Here is a 16409-nt window from a genome sequence, read left to right as displayed (position 1 = left end):
GTCAGTTCACAAGCTACCCAGTGGGATTCAAACAGTATGGCGATTGAAATGTAGGGCGTTTAACCATGTCGCCCTTGCGCCTGCGCCTCAGTTCAATGAGTACCATCCCGGGATCGGTTCATGATGGGCGCGACAGCGATTAGATACTTCTGCGGCGATGACTTACAGCCGATGAATGTTTTGGCAAGTGTGACGTGCGATACACTACCGGAGCTCCCGGCGAGTGAATCGGCCGCCACGCGGCATGAGACGTCCCCTTCGATGCAGACCATAGCCCGCGCAGCGATCGAGAGCTTAACGTCTCTATCATTCGGCGGGCTGGCCATAGGCCACGCGGCGGGCAGATAGTAAAAAAGTCCCTGAACGACCTTTTCGCTTCCGCCGATCAGCACAGCCGGTGAATGGGCAAGGTGCACAACTTCCGCGGCGATCTGGCGATAATGCGCGTTATGTGAGGCGCGTCGTTGAGAGAGATCCGCACGCGCGACCAAAGGCGAAGCCGCCACGCTAGCCAACGACACTGCGAGCGCCATCAGGCAGGCGCGGGCCGTAGCGATTGCCGGCACGCTGAGCCGCGGCGAGCCAAACAGCACCACCGGTAACAGCGCCCAGTTTGGAAACGTCCATATAGACGTCAGACGGTGGGGCCATGCAAGATTGGCCACGGCCGGCAGCACCAGCGGGACAATTAGCAGTAGCAGCGCCTGACGGCGCCAGGGATCGGTCGGCCAGATCGTATCCCGCAAGGCCGCACGGTCCGGCTTCAGGACTAGGAAAAAGATGAGAGGAAATACGATATATCCGATCACGCCGCTGAGGTAGAATGTGGAGGCCTTCAGCGCTGAACCAAACGACGCAGATACCATCACGCTCGTCGTCATGTAATTCTCTGCGGGGTGATTGTGTTCGGTGAGCAGCCAGTGGATGTGCGGCGCGAGCACGACAAGCGCGGCGGCGGCCATCACGAATGGCGCACCAGATCGCCAGTAACGCTTGAGATCCTCACCCGTAAATGAGGCAACCGCGATGCCTGCGATCAGATAGATGCCCCAGTATTTTCCAAGAAACGTCAGGCCGGCGAACACACCCGCGAGAACCGCATCGGTCCACCGGACATTGCGGCGCGCTCGTAGATAAAACAGCACGGTTGCTGCCCAGAATGGCATCATCACCGTGTTGGCATTGAGGCGCGACGCCAGAAACGTATAGAATGGAACGAGGATTAGCGCCGCCACCCCGATAAGCACTCGCTCCTTATCAAGATGATCGCGCAGGAGCGCCCACGTTATCGCCAGCGTCGCGGTGAGATTTGTGATCGCGAGGAGATACGCTGACCAGTCGGCGCGCGGAAAGATTGCTAACCAGGCACGAAAAATCCACGCAATCATCGGCGGATGTTTGTAGCCGAACGAGAGTGTTCGCGCCCACACCGACGCCTCGCTAACATCGGAGTGGATATCCACGCTCGCGTGCGAGACTGAGAAATACAGCAACCACAGCGCCGCATAGGCTGCCAGCGTGACACCCAACAACCGGGCGCCACTACTCCGCCGCACGAAATCGGCGCTGGCCTGCACTAGACGGCCATTCCCGATCGCGGCAAGCGGACCACTTGTGGTTATTGCCGTCAACAATAGCCCCTGTGCGCCATGAGCGATCAGCCCAGAACCGGAAATGACTAGAGGAAATCGGAGAAGAGGGATCGTTGTCGGAAAGTAGAGTCGAAGCGGGCCAAAAACAGTTTCGCCGAAAAACTTTATCCCTTTGGCGCTACCCGCCGGGCCCGCGTTCATGATTTATCAGGCGTGACTTACGCTAAGCTTACAAAGATTGCAGCCATACCCCCGCGGCAAAGCTTCCAGGAACTCCTTCGACCAGCCGTAATACATCGACGCGGCGATGCCCTCGCGGCGGCACAGCTCGGAGATGTTCTCCTCGCCGCGCAGTCCTTCCAGAACGATACGGATCTTCTCTTCCGCCGAATACTGCCGGCGCGTCTGGCGTCGGATGTCCTTCAGCACTTGTTCTGCCGGCGCTTTGCCAGGCCCGGATTTCTGCTTCATCTTCGCTCCTTGCGGCTACGATGAACCAGAAATCCTCCCTTCGTGAAGTCCCTGAATTGGTCTCAAGGGCGCTGACGGCGAACAGTCGTTACAATCTACCGAAGCGATGTTCAATACCCTCCGGCAGATTGGTTCGGCTGCGGAATTACATCGATTTTGACCTCTAGCTGCCAATTGTCCTTTTGCGTTTCGCCGCCATCGTAACAGCGTACTGCAGCCGTCATTGGGTCAGTCTGGGCCTGAGGGCCTATTGCAAAAAAAACCGCTGGCGTGGTTTCCCTACCGTTGAAAAGCTTAGCAACCCATTGAGCACGGACACCTATGTCCACATCCTCTGGAGTTGCATAGCGCACGTACGATGTCCCTATCGTCCTCACGTCGCGCGCAAACGAGACCCATGGCGATCCCTTCTTCTTCCTTACAAACAATTCGACTACTGGAGTCACCGGATGGGGATCGTTCTGTGAAAGCGATATCTTAGCCGCAGATCCCCCCTTTAACGTGAATGCTACGATACCAGCTTCGTTTCCAAGCGGATTAATCGCCGCCGACCCTCGCTCGAAGCTTTGAGTTATTTTTGCGGTATATTTCGCTGCATCTTCGGCGGATAAACATTCTGTGACCCGACACGTAGCGTCATTCAAACGGTTGACCCAAGTGAAATACAGCAAGCGCGCATAAGTTGTTTTATTTTTGTCCCAGACCTGGTCGGACAGCGGAAAGCGGCGCAGTGCTACTCTGTCGCGCTGACTTACGTAGTTGCTTGGTATTGGTAATTGAATCCAATACTTTAGATCATCGAAGTCAGTTAGGGCTCTACGCTCTTGAAGAGATAAGCACGTCCGGTCGTCGTGTACGAGCTTACAGCTCGTTCCTTCGAAGTTTTTATTAGGCGTGATGGCTAGGCACTTCTTACGATTCGAATCTGTTCCGCACGCAGGTGAGTCCAGGTCACGGACGATGGTCGCGATAAGATAAATCTCGTTAAGAACATCATCGCGAACCTTGATAATGTTTTCATGTGAAAGTGCAACACGACGTTCGTTCAGTCGCGAGAGGCCTCGCGATACTACCACATTGCCTGGCGGCGATTTCCGGCTCGAGTAATTCTGAATTAAACGGATCGGACCTCGTTTTAGAAGAGGCTTCACCGAGCTCAAGCATCATCCCTGAACAACGGCCAGGTCGAGCGGATGAACCCAGCCATCGAGTACGGAAGCGCATATCGCATGTTGATCAATGAGCCAGCAGGCCCCCGTCAATAGGGTAGGAGGCACCCGTAATAAAGCTGGATCGCGGTGACCAATTCTGCGGCCTCATCCACTTCGCTCAGCCGGATCATGGCAAGCGCGTCTCCAGTGTCGCGTGTTGCGCATGTAGTCGATCAGCTAGGTTTTGATGAACCGGGACCCGCCGCGTTGGAGAGTTCCACGAGTGCTGCAGTCGGCAGCGAGGTTTTGTCCAGCCGCGGGTGACCTGTCAAATCTGGAGAAGTCCATGATCGAGCTGTTTGAACGCGCATTTTACCGTGCGCCGCAGCGGTCCGCGGATTGACGGGTTCAGCACGTCGGCTATTTCCTGGACCGCGACGGTCGAACGATTAACCCGTCGCTGTGCGAACAGATCGTCCAGACCTGCATCTTGATTGAGGCGACGCTTATCGTCGATAGATTCCGGCGTGCCACCTCAGTCGCAAACTTGTACGTGGCGGATCCGATAGCCGTAATCATCCCAATATCGCTTGCGGACCAGTCTGCATTCCGACTCTTCTACGTAGACCGGTTCCGGTGCGTAGTAGACAGGGGGGGGCGGAGCGACATAAACGCGCGGTCCGGCGAGAGCGCTGCCGAGAAGCGCCCCACCGAGGAGTCCGCCAGCTACACCAGCGGCAATTTGGCCGCCGTCGGCCCTTGCTTCAGGAGCGGTTGCGACGAGCGAGCCAACGAGGAAGCTGGTCGCAAGGACCGCCGCAGCTAACTTCCTCATTTCTATCTCCGTCTGCTGTGGGCGAACAACAAGGATGACCATCTTTTAAAAGACTTAAAAAAACCTTTAGAGAAACAACCTACTCGACGCTGCTTTTATTTACCTCTACCAGCAGCACGCGGTTGTGTTGTGGCTTATCGATCGCAAGAATGAAGATGTCTTTTAAGCCGGCGTCCCTCATTATCGCATCAGCGGCATTGAATGAGGACACCACTTACCACTCCAGGTTTTCGCCTGGTGGCGGTAATCTCTCGGGGTCGAACGCATAGGCAGCGCGTTTCGACCTGTCGCCAGTCACATTATACTCGACGAAATACTCGACGAACTTTTGCAGCCGGTTCATTTCATGACGCCTTACCGTTTTGCCCCAAAATAAGAAGTCCAAGCGCAACCGCAGCGCAAGTAATGAGCGGCTAGCCCAAAGGGCGTCCAAGGACCTAGCGCCAAACAGTGATCTACTGCTGATTCGTGACGTTTAGATTTCACGCGCAGAAATGGATTAGAACAATCGTCGTTCCAGCCCGACCGGCACGGACCGAGCCGTTCCTTTGCCGAAGCCAACGACGTTGGCGCTAATCAGCGAACAACTCCGGTCACAAGCATTGGCAGTAGGTTTCACCGGATTGTGGATCAGCCTGCTTGTTGGCGAACTCTTCGGCGTCCTTTTGCGATTGGGATGCTTTTTGCATTTGCTCTAGGGCAGCCATTGGAAACCTTTCTCTGCCGCCAGCTGAGTCGTGCGTTGATCAGGAAGGATAAGGTGCTCGATGATCGTGCGCGCTCACTGCAACGTTTAGAGCAAAGTGATTCAAATTTGTTAGAGCTCGCCCAAGATAATGTGAGCTTATCCGGTGAGGCAACGGACTTAACAGTTAGAAGCTCTACAATCAGGATCGAATGATCTTGTTCGTTATGTAAGGTTCTCGTAAGGAATCGAAGTGGGCGCACCGCTCGCTTGTCGGACCGCAAACCTTCGATGTGCATAGACGCTGTTTCGGTATCAATGTCGGAATTTCCATCGTCTGGTGCCGGCTTCCTACTTCTCGAGCAGCGATAAGCATCCACACACACCAGCCATCCATTCGTGAAGGATGATCTCATGATCTATCACAACATTCTCGAAAGCACTGGGAATACGCCGATCGTCCGTCTTTCTCGCTTGTTTCGCAATTCGCCGTGTGAGGTGCTTGCTAAACTAGAAATGTTCAATCCGGGCGGCAGTGTTAAGGATCGGCCGGCGCGCTATATCATCGAACGCGGTCTGGCGGACGGGTCCATCCGGCCGAATTCACACATCATCGAAAGTTCGTCGGGCAATCTCGCCATCGCGCTGGCCATGGCTTGCCGCATTCATGGTCTGCGCTTTACGGCAGTGGTCGACCCGAAGATCTCGCCGCTCAATCTGAAAATTATTCAATGCTATGGCGGCAATATCGAGCTCGTCACCGAGAAGGATAGCCAGGGCGGTTATCTGGGAACGCGCATAGAGCGCATCAAATGCCTGCTGCACGATTGGCCCGATACCGTATGGGTCAATCAGTATGCCAACGAACGCAATTGGCAAAGCCACTACCATGGGGAAGGTGAGGAGATCCTGCGACATCTGGATCGTCCGGTGGATTGCCTGGTGCTGGGCGTCAGTACTTCAGGCACCGTGCATGGCATCTCCCGCCGCCTGCGCGAAGCATGGCCCGAGTTGAAAGTCGTGGGAGTGGATGCGGTCGGCTCGATCCTGTTTGGCACGCCTCCCTATCCTCGCGACCTGCCGGGAATCGGCGCCAGCCGTGTGCCGGAGTTATTCCAGCGCGATGAGATCGATCAGGCAATTCATATCGACGACTATGAATCTGCGGTCGCATGCCGTGAACTGGTCAACCACGAAGGTATTTTCGCCGGTGGATCGTCCGGTTCGGTGATCGCGGCCATTCAACGGCTCTGTGCAGACCTGCCACGCGACAGTCGCATCCTGACCATTCTGCCGGATCGGGGCGAACGCTACCTGGATACGATCTACGACGACGAATGGCTGTCACGCATGAAAGACCGCCACCTGGTGCGCACGGCAAAAAATGCCGTCAACTTGTCAATGGAACACACAGCATGAGTTCGCCAACCATCACACCAAATCTGCTTTATCTCAACCGTAACGACCTGATCGAGTTGGGCGGCGGTCACTCACAACCGTATGTCGACGCCATTGTCGACGGATTGGCCGCGCATGCGCGCGGCGAACATGTGCAGCCGCTCAAACCCTACCTGCGCTGGCCGAGCGCGGACCATATCGCCGACCGCATCATCGCGATGCCTTGCTACCTGGGAGGCGAGCGGCCTATCGCAGGTGTGAAGTGGGTCGGCAGCCGGCAGCATAACCCGTCTCGCTTCGGGCTGGAGCGTGCCAGCGCGATCGTGGTGCTGAACGATGCTGAAACAAATTATCCGATTGCGCTCATGGAGGGGGGGCTGCTTAGCGGCATGCGTACCGCAGCGATCACAGCCGTGGCCACTCGTCATCTGGCACGCGCCGGCTTTACCGACGTGGCCAGCATCGGCTGCGGCCCGATTGCGCGCATGCAGGTACAAACCCTGCTGGAGCAATTTCCGTCGGTCGAGCGCCTTCACCTGTTTGATCTCTCGCATGCCGCTGCTGACGCCTTCATCACCGAGTTTGCGGCACGTTTTCCGAACAAGGAGTTTGTCCTGGCTACTTCGGCGGAAGCGGCGGTGCGTGCCGCCAATGTGATCGTGACCTGCACGGTGGCCGATGCACCTTATCTGCATTTCGGCTGGCTTAAGCGGGGCGCCTTTGTCAGTAACGTATCGATCATGGATGTGTGCAAGGAGGTCTACGAAAAGGCCGACAAAGTGGTCGTGGACGATTGGGATCAATCGAATCGCGAGAAAAAGATCATCAACCAGTTGGTGCTGGAAGGGCGGTTTAGCCGCGAGCGGTTGCACGCTGAACTCGGTCAAATCGTCGTGGGCGACAGGCCCGGCCGGGAAAGCGAGGAAGAGATCATTCTCCTCAATCCGATGGGGATGGCGCTCGACGACATAGTATGCGCCCGGCATTTCTATCATCTGGCGCGCGAGCGCGGCGTCGGCGTGCAATTGCCGCTATACGGTTGAAATGCATGCAGTCGAATACATCCCATCCGTACGCGCGGCGGCTGGCTCAGGATCTGTTCGATGCGCTTTGGCTAGAGGATCTGTATGGCTTTCGCAAGCACTGCAGGTTTCATTCGACCGGCGACGGCGACACGATGCTGGATGTCGCGCTTGATGAGACGCGGTCGTTGCTTTGGCACGGTCATCAAGCCAGTGGTTTGCGCCCATTCCGGGTGTCGGACCGGCCCGTCGCGTTGCATATCGCTCACCGTACGACAAACCAAACACTCGTCGAAGTCGTCGAGACCTTGCAAACCGCCGACTGGTGGGGCGACCGGACTGGCCGTTTCGTCCACTTCTTTGCGTTAGCCTACGACCAGTCCGCATGGACGGCGGTGTATGAACCAGCCATCATAGCGCGGGCTGTTGCGGTTCCGGAGGACTTGCTGTCCTGGGAGACAGTGAGCTGTCTAAAAGACCGCCCGTTTCATCCGCTGGCGCGCGCCAAGGATTGGGATGAACGCGACGGGATCGCCTACTTGCCGGAAACGGGCGCCTCCTTTGCGCTGCATTGGGTGGCATTGCCGCGGGATCAGGTCCTCACCGTTTCCTGCGAGTCCTTGTCGGACCTGCTGCTGGACCGCTTCCAGCAGCAAGCCCTCGCCGAGATGGCGCGCGCGCGCGGCGCCGATGGCGATACTTACTTATGGCTGCCTGCGCATCCGTGGCAGTGGGGACGGCTTAACCGCACCGGACTGTCAGACCTGGCGGGCTGCATTGACTTGGGCACAGGGCCGGGATCCGTCATGCCGACCGCTTCGCTGCGTTCGCTTGCCGTCATCGGCCGCCCCGGCTTGCACCTCAAGCTTGCGCTTTCCGTCAATGCGTTGGGAGCGGTGCGCACGCTTCCACCGCGCTATCTACACAACGGCATGCTCGCCAGTGCTTGCCTTGAGCGCCTGAAACAGCGGGATGACTGGCTGGCTGCCATTTTACGCTTGTGCAATGAGAATGACTGGTGGGCGTTGAGCCAGCGCGATGCATTGCAAGCAGAGCCAGGAGAACTGGCGTGTATGATCCGCCGCTATCCGACGGTGGCTGGTGCGACGTTCATTCCGATGGCGGCATTGCCGGCGACGAGCGCCGGAGGAACGCTGCCGGCTTTCGACCATCTAATCGGTCTTGCCGGACCGGAGAGTAAGGTTTGGGCGTTGTTCGCCGATATCGCCCGCGCCTTGTTGGAATTGGGCCTGCGCTGCTTTGCGTACGGTGTCATGCCGGAGTTGCACGGACAGAATGTGGTGCTGGCATTTCAGGGGCAGCGCATCGCCGCGCTGGTCCTGCGCGACCACGACACCTTGCGCATCTGCCCGCCGCTGATGCGGGCCCAGGGTGTAGCGGCGCCGGACTATGTGATTGATCGCAGCACGCCGAACACGCTCGAACTGAATACCCCGCGCGAGTTGCTGGCGTATCTGCAAACCCTGGCCATCGAGGTCAACCTGTATGCCATCCTTGCCGCGTTGGCGGAGCGCTACCGCCGGGAAGAGTCGCATGGCTGGCACATCATACGCACGGTGTTGGAAGACTGCCTGGCGCGTGTGCCGCTGCCGAACGACATCGCCAATGAGACCAGGAGCCTGCTGCTGGATGAACCAGATTGGCCGTTCAAGCAGGTACTGGCACCGCTGCTCGGCCGAGCGAGCTTCGGCACCGGCATGCCCAGCGCGATGGGACGATTGAGCAACCCGTTATTACCTGTCGAATGTAATGCATGTCTGGCGTAACATCATGTTCCCGCAACCTTGTCCTGTTGCTGGCATGCCAAGCCGTGACGACGCTCGGGCTGATGGTGTTGGTGCCTATCCTACCTCTGTATATGGCGACGCTTACCGGCATTGATACGCTTGGCGCCGCACGCTGGAGCAGTCTCGCGCTGGCAGCACCGGGGCTTGGCACTTTGTGCTTCGCGCCTCTTGCCGGTCAGTGGTGTGACCGATTCGGCTATCGGCGCATGTTGCTGGTGTCGCTGGCTGTGTTCATCGCAAGTATGCTGCTGATGGCGCTGAGCACAAGCGTGTTGAGTTTCATGTTGGGTCGCCTGCTGCAAGGTATGAGCACCATTGGCGTCGTACTGACTGCCTTCGTCGGCCATGCCAGCAACGACGCGTCGCGTGGACGCTCGCTGGGCTTGCAGGAAAGCGCGATTGCTTGCGGCGCGCTGGCCGGTCCGGTGCTGGGTGGCATGATGCTGGACCAATGGTCGCTGAAGCCACTTTTGATAGCGAGTGCGCTACTCACGGGCATGGCGGGCGGCGTGTTATGGAGCCAGCTCAGAGAGCCGCCCAAGTCGGCGCCGGATAAAAACCTTCCACAGTTCGCCGGCTTGAAAACCGTGCTTGCCCGCGCCGATTTGCGCAACTGGATGTTGGCTGCCTGCCTGACCCAGGCCGCTGCATTCGCACTGGTCAATGTTTTCCCGCTCTATTTGATGGCGCATTTCCCCGCGGCGGATGCGATTGCCAGCAAGACCGGGGCGCTGCATGCATTGGGCTGGCTGGCAACTATGCTGGCGAGCCCGCTGTGGGGACATCTGAACGATCGTGGCGACCCGCGCCGTCACTTCGTGCTGGCCGCGATCGGTTGCGCATTGTCCATCGGATTGTTGATGAAGGCCGATCAACTTTGGCTGGTCGCCTTGCTCAGGGTAGTTCAGGGGATCTGCTATGCCGCATTGGCGCAATCGATGTTGCTGGGCTGCAGCCGTCAACTGCCGGCAGCGGTTTATGGGCATGTGACTGGGTTGAGCCGCAGTTTCATGGTCGTCGGCCAAATGCTGGGCCCGCTCATCGTCATGCTTCTGATGCCGTTTCTTGCGCCTGCCAACTTGGTATGGCCGATCACCGCACTGTTTCTGATGGCCGGTTTACTCGTGCTCGGCAGTAGCATGCAGCGATCATACCCTGTTTGCAGGATTGAAAACCAAGGGAAGGATGTCGCATGACAATGCATTTTCCACGGCTCGCTCCCTTGGAGCGGCGCCTGGTGGAGCAGTACCTCAACACGTATTGCCGTGAGACCGCTTGTTTCGATCCTCGCTTAGCACCGACTGACGCGGGACCAGCCGAATTGCAAGCGCAGATAACCGGCTGGCGGGCTGCCGGACTGATGCCGTATCTCGTGTCGTTCGCGCAGACCGGATATCAACTGGTCGGCGCGCTGAACTACTTCTCCCCGATCGGTTACCACCGCATGACGCCTTTTGCATGGATCGGGTACAACGGCGACTGGTGTCCCCTGACGAACGCGACGCCACTGGTCGACCGGATCGTGGACACACTCGCCGATGCCAGCGGCCAGCCCGCCGAGACGGCGCAACAATGCCGTGATCGCTTGAAGACCTTGATGCGTAACAGCGTGGACAAGGTACGCCGTTTCCACCAGCACCATGCCGCCGCAAATCGATCGGCTTTTGTTACGGCGGAACAAGGCTTGCGGTTCGGCCATATTTTTCATGTCACTTCCAAGGCTTCGGAAGGATTCAGCGAGGAAGACATGCAGCGTTATGCACCTGAACTGGGAGCCTCGTTTCGTTTGCACTACTTCGCAGTTGCCACCAGCTTGCTGGATACGCGTGTCGTAAACGCCGGACAGTTGCCTATCGATCCGGAGGCGGCACGTTTCGCTGAGGAACTGCTGGCCGATGGCGGGTACCATCTGCTGCCTTGCCATCCGTGGCAAGCCAATCATCTGTTGAATCTGTCTGAGATCGCCGAGCTGGTGAAAAACCGCTCGCTGATTTCACTCGGGCCTCTAGGGGAAGTGGTTTGGCCGACGTCCTCGGTACGCACGGTCTGGTTGCCTGCTCAAGAGCTTTTCCTCAAGTTATCCCTCAATATCCGCATCACCAACTTCGTGCGCAACAATCCGCCCGAACATGTCGAGCGGGCGCTGGATGCAAGCCTCGCGCTGTCCCAATTGCCGCAAGAGGTATTGGAACAGCCGGCATTCCATATCTTGGCGGAGTTGGGCAGCAAGAGCTTGAAGCTGTCGAGCGATGAACTGCACGCCGCCTGCACGGTGGTGTACCGAAAAGCCATTCCCGGCGCCGAGGCCGAGCATGTTCAAGTGGTTGCGTCAGTGTTGGAAGAACCGGCGGAGGGTGAAATTCCTTTGTGGGTGCTGCTGCGCCAAGCTGCAGGGCGGAACGCGCCCGACGCCGCCTTGGTTCAACGCTGGTGGGCACGCTACCTGGATGCGAGCCTGATGCCCTTGCTGCGCTTATTCTCCGAATACGGCATTAGTCTGGAGGCACATCTGCAGAACACGATGATGGCATTCCAGGACGGCTGGCCGGCACGGGGTTATGCGCGCGACATGGAGGGCACCAGTATCAGCCGCACGCGCTTCCCGTTCCTCGATCGCCTGAAGCCTGACAGTCCTGTTTTATACGACGAGCAGCAGGCGTGGCATCGTTTCCAGTATTTCGTGCTGGTCAATCATATCGGTCATGTCATTGCCTGCCTGGCCCGCACCGGCCTGACAACGGAGGCTGCGCTATGGCGCGACACGGCCGAGCGAATTGCCGCGACCGGCAATTCGCTGGTGCGGCAATTGCTCGAGCAGCCGACGCTGCCGGCCAAAGCCAACATGCTCAGCAGTTTTCAGCAACGCGGTGAACGCCCGTCGTGGGTGGAGATCCCCAATCCGCTGCTTCAGAGATAGGCTATGCATCCGCATGATTATCACAACCTGATCGACAGCCCGGCCTACCGGCAGGCCAGCCGCCGCGTGCTGCGCCAATTGCTGGAAGCCTTGCTGTTCGAAGAGGCATTGCCGCATTGCGTGTGGCGCGGAGAAACCCTGACGATACCCGGCTGCGCTGCCGGCAACACGGCAGTTAGCTATCAATGCCAGGCGCAACGCAGCTTTAGCTTTGGCCGTGTCCGCATCACCGCGCCCCTGCTGCGCCAGGCGGGCGATGTAACGGAAGAAGCGAACGATCCCGCACTGTTCCTGGCGGAAATCTCGCCCTGGCTGACCGCGGACGAAACGCGGCTCAGCCAATTTGCTGCGGAACTGTTGGCGACCCAGATCAAGGACGCTCAAACCTTGCATGCGCGTGGCGACAAGATACTGCGAGGTGCCGATTATGATACGGTGGAAGCCCGGCTGACCGATAGCCACCCTTATCACCCCAGCTACAAATCGCGTCTCGGGTTTACGCTCGATGACAACACCGCTTATGCGCCGGAGATATCATCTGAGGTCACGCCGCTGTTGGTGGCCGGGCGCCGTGATCGTAGCCACCTCTCGATCAGCACGACGATCGACCCGGAGCATGCGACACGCGCACTGCTGGGCGAGACTGACTGGCAGCGCTTTCACGACAAACTTAGCCAATGTGGTGTGCGTCCTGAGGATTATCTGCCGTTGCCGGTTCATCCATGGCAGTGGGAAGAAGTCATTCTTCCCACTTTCCATCAATCACTGGCACGCGGCGAATTGCTGCTCATCGGGCCGCTGACCAGGCGCTATCTGCCGCAGCAATCCATCCGCACGCTGGGTAATCTGGATGACCGGAACGGCTTGTCGCTCAAGCTAGCGATGAACCTTGTCAATACTTCCACCTCGCGCGTGCTGGCGCCACACACCGTGCAAAATGCCGCGGTCATCAGCGACTGGCTGCAAACCCTGACGGAGCAGACCTGCTGGCCGGCGCCGATGGCCCGTCCGGTGCTGCTACGCGAAGTGGCCGGCGTGAGCTTCACCGCCATGGCACCAGCGCACGGCCAATACGGGGCATTGGCATGCATCTGGCGTGAAAGCGTGCACCAGCATGTGCAGCCCGGCGAAGCCGCGGTGCCGATGACCGCCTTGATGCATGTGGATGCTGATGGTCGGCCGTTTGTCGATCCGTGGGTCAGGCGTTATGGCCCCGAGCCATGGCTGAAGCGCTTGGTCGAGCGGGCCTGGCTGCCGGTACTGCATTTGCTGTGGGAACACGGCACGGCACTCGAATCGCATGCGCAGAACATGGTACTCCTGCACGAAGACGGGTTGCCGGCTCGGGTGGCGCTCAAGGACTTTCACGACGGCGTACGGTTTTCCAAGCTACTACTGTCCGGCCCCGCGCCCGCGCTCATCGCGCCGCCTGCCGAACATGCGCGCGTCAATCCGAATTCTTTCCTGGAAACCGACGATGCCGAGGAGCTGCGCGATTTCACCTTCGATGCCCTGTTCTTCGTCAACCTGGCTGAACTGGCGTGGCTGTTCCAGCGCTTCTACGACGTGAATGAGGCGCGGTTCTGGGAGATCGTGCGCGGCGTATTGCAGTCATATCAATCGCGTCACCCTGAACGCGCGGCGCGCTACCGATTGTTCGATTGCTTTGCCGGCCGGGTCTCGATCGAACTGCTTGCAAGCCGTCGCTTTCGGCAGGAAATCCGTTTGCGCACCCGGCTCGCACCGAACCCGCTGGCGTCGGAGGAAAAGCTTTCATGTCTCTGAAAGCGCGTCTGCAACAGTACGCCGCGTCCCATCCATTATATGGATTATTCTGCTCTACACCGGCGACGCTTACAGTCGAATTGATCGCGGCAGCCGGCTACGACTTCGTGGTGATCGATCTGGAACATACGCTGATCGGCCCGGACCGGTTAGCCAGTATGTTGCTGGCGGCGCGTGCCGCCGGGATCGCCGCTCTGGTCCGGGTGGCTGCGCCGCATCAGGCCGCGCAGGCGTTGGACGCCGGTGCCGAAGGTATCGTGTTTCCACGCATTTGCTCAGAACAAGCCGCTCGGGACGCGGTGCGGCTTTGTCATTTCGCACCGCACGGCGAACGTGGCTTGAACGCCACTTGGCATAGCGGCTATGGGCGCGATGACCTGGTATCCGCCTTCGAGGCCGCGCGCGAGCGCACGCTGGTCGTGGCAATGATCGAAGACCCAGAAGGCATCGAGCAAGCCGGTGCGATTGCCGCGGTGGACGGAGTGGATGTGCTGCTGGAGGGCGCCGCCGATCTTTCGCAGTGGCTCGGACTCCCGTGGCAGACACGCCATCCGGAGGTGCGCGCGGCGGTGTCGCGCGTTCGCGCGGCGGCTTTGCAGCAGGGCAAGGCCTTCTGCGCATTGCCGCGGGCCCCGGAGGATTGCGAGGCCTGGCATCGGGACCAGGTGCGCATGTTCATCCTGGGCGATGATCGCGGCATCAGCCGCCGCGCCATGGCGGCCCATCTGGCACGGCATCAAATGAAAGACAGCGGGCAATGAACCTGCAACACTTACGCAATTACCTGGACGGCCGCACCGAACCGGTGTGCGCCTACCTCTACGATCTGGCGCATTTGCGCAGGCGCGCCGACACGCTGCGCCGTTGCCTGCCTGCGCAGTGCAAACTGTTCTACGCCATCAAGGCTAACAGCGACACGCCGATCCTGCGGTCGCTGTTGCATCGTACCGACGGCTTTGAAGTCGCATCGCTGGGGGAAATCCGGGCCGTGCGTGAGGTCGACGGTGCAGTGCCGATCGTGTTCGGCGGGCCTGGCAAGACCGATGTCGAGCTCGAAGGCGCCCTCGATCAGGGTATCCTGCTGATCCATGTCGAAAGCGCGCACCAGTTGCGACGTCTGGACTGGATCGCGCGCCGCCGCAATCAGCGGGCGGATATCCTGCTGCGGGTCAACCCGGCATCCGTGCCGCAGCAAGCCACACTGCGCATGGGAGGGCAGGCGACCCAGTTCGGTATCGAAGAGGCGCAGATACCGGCCCTGATCGAACTAGCGCTCGGCCTGCCGGGCGTGCGTCTGAAAGGCCTGCATATCCATTCCATCTCCAACAATCTGGATGTCCAGACGCATCTCGCCTTGCTCCAATATTACTTCGATCTGGCGCAAGCTTGGCAGCAGCGCTATCAACTGGAATTCGATTGGCTCAACGCCGGCGGCGGCATCGGTATCAACTATGCCGACCCGCAAGCGTCATTCGATTGGGAAGGTTTCTGCACCGGCCTGGCGGCGTTGATTGCCGCGCGCCGGCCGCGCTTCCAACTCGTCTTCGAATGCGGGCGCTTTCTGACTGCGGACTGCGGTTGTTACCTTGCCGACGTCACCGACCTCAAGCACACCCACGGCAAGCACTTCGCGATACTGCGTGGTGGATCTCACCATTTTCGGCTGCCGGCATCATGGCAGCACAATCATCCGTTCGTGGTGCTGCCGCGCGAAGCCTGGCCATATCCGTTCCCGCGCCCAGCCGTGCATGAGACTCCAGTGACCTTGTGCGGCGAACTGTGCACGCCGAAAGACACGCTTGCCTGCGACGTCCGGGTCGAGCGCCTGCGCGCGGGCGACTGCATCGCCTTCCTGCTGGCGGGCGCCTATGGCTGGCACATTTCACATCATGACTTTTTAAGTCATCCGCATCCGGAACGGGTTTATCTGGATTAGAAAGGAGCCGGCCGTGCTCTGTGCGTTGCCCGTCCACTTCGTTCGTGCCGACTCGATCCTGCCGAACGAATGCCACTATCCGGAACATGCTACAAACTTGGCGGAAACGCTTCGGCGCGAGCAACTCTGGCGTATCCCGATTGTGCTGGAACACAACAGCATGGCAGTCATGGATGGTCATCATCGATTGCAAGCCGCATTGCAACTCAAGCTGGCCTATGTGCCATGCCTATTGCTTGACTACGACGACGTGGAGGTGCGCGCCACGCGGGAGGGCTTCCTCGTTACGCCGCAAGAGATTGTGCGCCGCGCCAAAGCAAAAGATCTGTACCCGCCGAAAACCACCCGCCATCGGTTTCCATCAGCACTGCCGACTTGCAATGTTTCGGTATGGTTGCTTGCAGAACGTCCGACCGCGGCTGATGGCGTGCCGGATCGCAGGACCGGCAGACAGGACGAACATGTCAGGAAAGCCTCATCGCTCCAGTGCGACGGGCACCGCGACTGATAGAGTCTTTCACACTTCACGGAAACGGTGAAAGACTCTATCTTTTTGATCTCGCGCGTTTTCGTCACGCGAACCGGATTCCACTTCGCTCGAAAACGCTATAGCTCTCGAGTTTGAGGTGGCTGGTCAGGGTTTCAGAACTCGAGAGGTCTGGTAGCGCATTGGCTGTCTCAGATTTGCCGCTTGTTGCCAAGGCTTGGGCAGTTGTCGCCGCAGCGCATTTATCGCAACAGTCCCCGTCTGGAAGCGCGCAACGCATGCGCGGGCGCTATAGCCCTGTGTGGAATGATCGAAGGTGATA

At 58.9% G+C, this 16409-nt stretch carries 13 protein-coding genes and 1 pseudogene; 9 read left to right on the top strand and 5 right to left on the bottom strand.

What is annotated here, in order from left to right; genetic code table 11:
• Positions 1–92 precede the first annotated feature (92 nt).
• From ACZ5IL_RS19665 to ACZ5IL_RS19645, 5 genes and pseudogenes are all read right to left on the bottom strand, one after another.
• On the bottom strand, positions 93–1631 hold the full coding sequence (locus ACZ5IL_RS19665; protein WP_464594126.1) for a glycosyltransferase family 39 protein: 1539 nt from the start codon (positions 1629–1631) through the stop codon (positions 93–95).
• A 222-nt stretch (positions 1632–1853) separates the two neighbouring features.
• Positions 1854–2063 (bottom strand): annotated as a pseudogene (locus ACZ5IL_RS19660) (transposase); the annotation flags it as partial.
• A gap of 110 nt (positions 2064–2173) precedes the next feature.
• The gene (locus ACZ5IL_RS19655) at positions 2174–3223 is read right to left on the bottom strand and encodes a hypothetical protein (RefSeq protein WP_464594124.1); all 1050 of its coding nucleotides are present in this window, start codon (positions 3221–3223) and stop codon (positions 2174–2176) included.
• 526 nt (positions 3224–3749) lie between these two features.
• A complete protein-coding gene (locus tag ACZ5IL_RS19650) occupies positions 3750–4049 on the bottom strand; it encodes a hypothetical protein (RefSeq protein ID WP_464594122.1) in 300 nt (99 codons plus the stop codon).
• 214 nt (positions 4050–4263) lie between these two features.
• Positions 4264–4392: a hypothetical protein gene (locus ACZ5IL_RS19645; protein WP_464594120.1), complete on the bottom strand. Its 129-nt coding sequence runs from the start codon at positions 4390–4392 to the stop codon at positions 4264–4266.
• Positions 4393–5148: 756 nt separating this feature from the next.
• On the opposite strand from ACZ5IL_RS19645, the gene sbnA reads away from it, so the two are divergent.
• The 9 genes from sbnA to ACZ5IL_RS19600 all read left to right on the top strand — a co-directional run bounded on the left by sbnA (position 5149) and on the right by ACZ5IL_RS19600 (position 16108).
• Positions 5149–6153: a 2,3-diaminopropionate biosynthesis protein SbnA gene (sbnA, locus tag ACZ5IL_RS19640; RefSeq protein ID WP_464594118.1), complete on the top strand. Its 1005-nt coding sequence runs from the start codon at positions 5149–5151 to the stop codon at positions 6151–6153.
• Positions 6154–6209: 56 nt separating this feature from the next.
• A complete protein-coding gene (gene sbnB / locus ACZ5IL_RS19635) occupies positions 6210–7175 on the top strand; it encodes a 2,3-diaminopropionate biosynthesis protein SbnB (RefSeq protein ID WP_464594117.1) in 966 nt (321 codons plus the stop codon).
• Between the two features lie 5 nt (positions 7176–7180).
• Positions 7181–8941 (top strand): IucA/IucC family protein, encoded by a 1761-nt coding sequence (locus ACZ5IL_RS19630; RefSeq protein WP_464594115.1) that lies wholly within the window; start codon positions 7181–7183, stop codon positions 8939–8941.
• 44 nt (positions 8942–8985) lie between these two features.
• Positions 8986–10158 (top strand): MFS transporter, encoded by a 1173-nt coding sequence (locus ACZ5IL_RS19625; protein WP_464594113.1) that lies wholly within the window; start codon positions 8986–8988, stop codon positions 10156–10158.
• Positions 10155–11879 (top strand): IucA/IucC family protein, encoded by a 1725-nt coding sequence (locus ACZ5IL_RS19620; RefSeq protein WP_464594111.1) that lies wholly within the window; start codon positions 10155–10157, stop codon positions 11877–11879. The genes ACZ5IL_RS19625 and ACZ5IL_RS19620 overlap by 4 nt, the downstream gene beginning before the upstream one ends.
• Positions 11880–11882: 3 nt before the next feature.
• Entirely contained in the window at positions 11883–13664 is a 1782-nt protein-coding gene (locus ACZ5IL_RS19615) for an IucA/IucC family protein (protein WP_464594109.1), read from the top strand.
• 80 nt (positions 13665–13744) lie between these two features.
• Positions 13745–14425, top strand: coding sequence for an HpcH/HpaI aldolase family protein (locus tag ACZ5IL_RS19610; protein ID WP_464594107.1), 681 nt, complete (start codon positions 13745–13747; stop codon positions 14423–14425).
• Positions 14422–15600 carry a type III PLP-dependent enzyme gene (locus ACZ5IL_RS19605; RefSeq protein WP_464594105.1) on the top strand — a complete coding sequence of 393 codons (1179 nt, stop codon included), beginning with the start codon at positions 14422–14424 and terminating at the stop codon, positions 15598–15600. Before ACZ5IL_RS19610 ends, ACZ5IL_RS19605 begins: the two co-directional genes overlap by 4 nt.
• Positions 15601–15613: 13 nt before the next feature.
• Positions 15614–16108 (top strand): ParB N-terminal domain-containing protein, encoded by a 495-nt coding sequence (locus tag ACZ5IL_RS19600; RefSeq protein ID WP_464594103.1) that lies wholly within the window; start codon positions 15614–15616, stop codon positions 16106–16108.
• The last annotated feature ends 301 nt before the right edge of the window (positions 16109–16409 follow it).

This window comes from Nitrobacter sp. CN101 (assembly GCF_055390255.1).
Note: the sequence above shows the minus strand (reverse complement) of the source record. Positions and strands in the feature narration are given on the sequence as shown.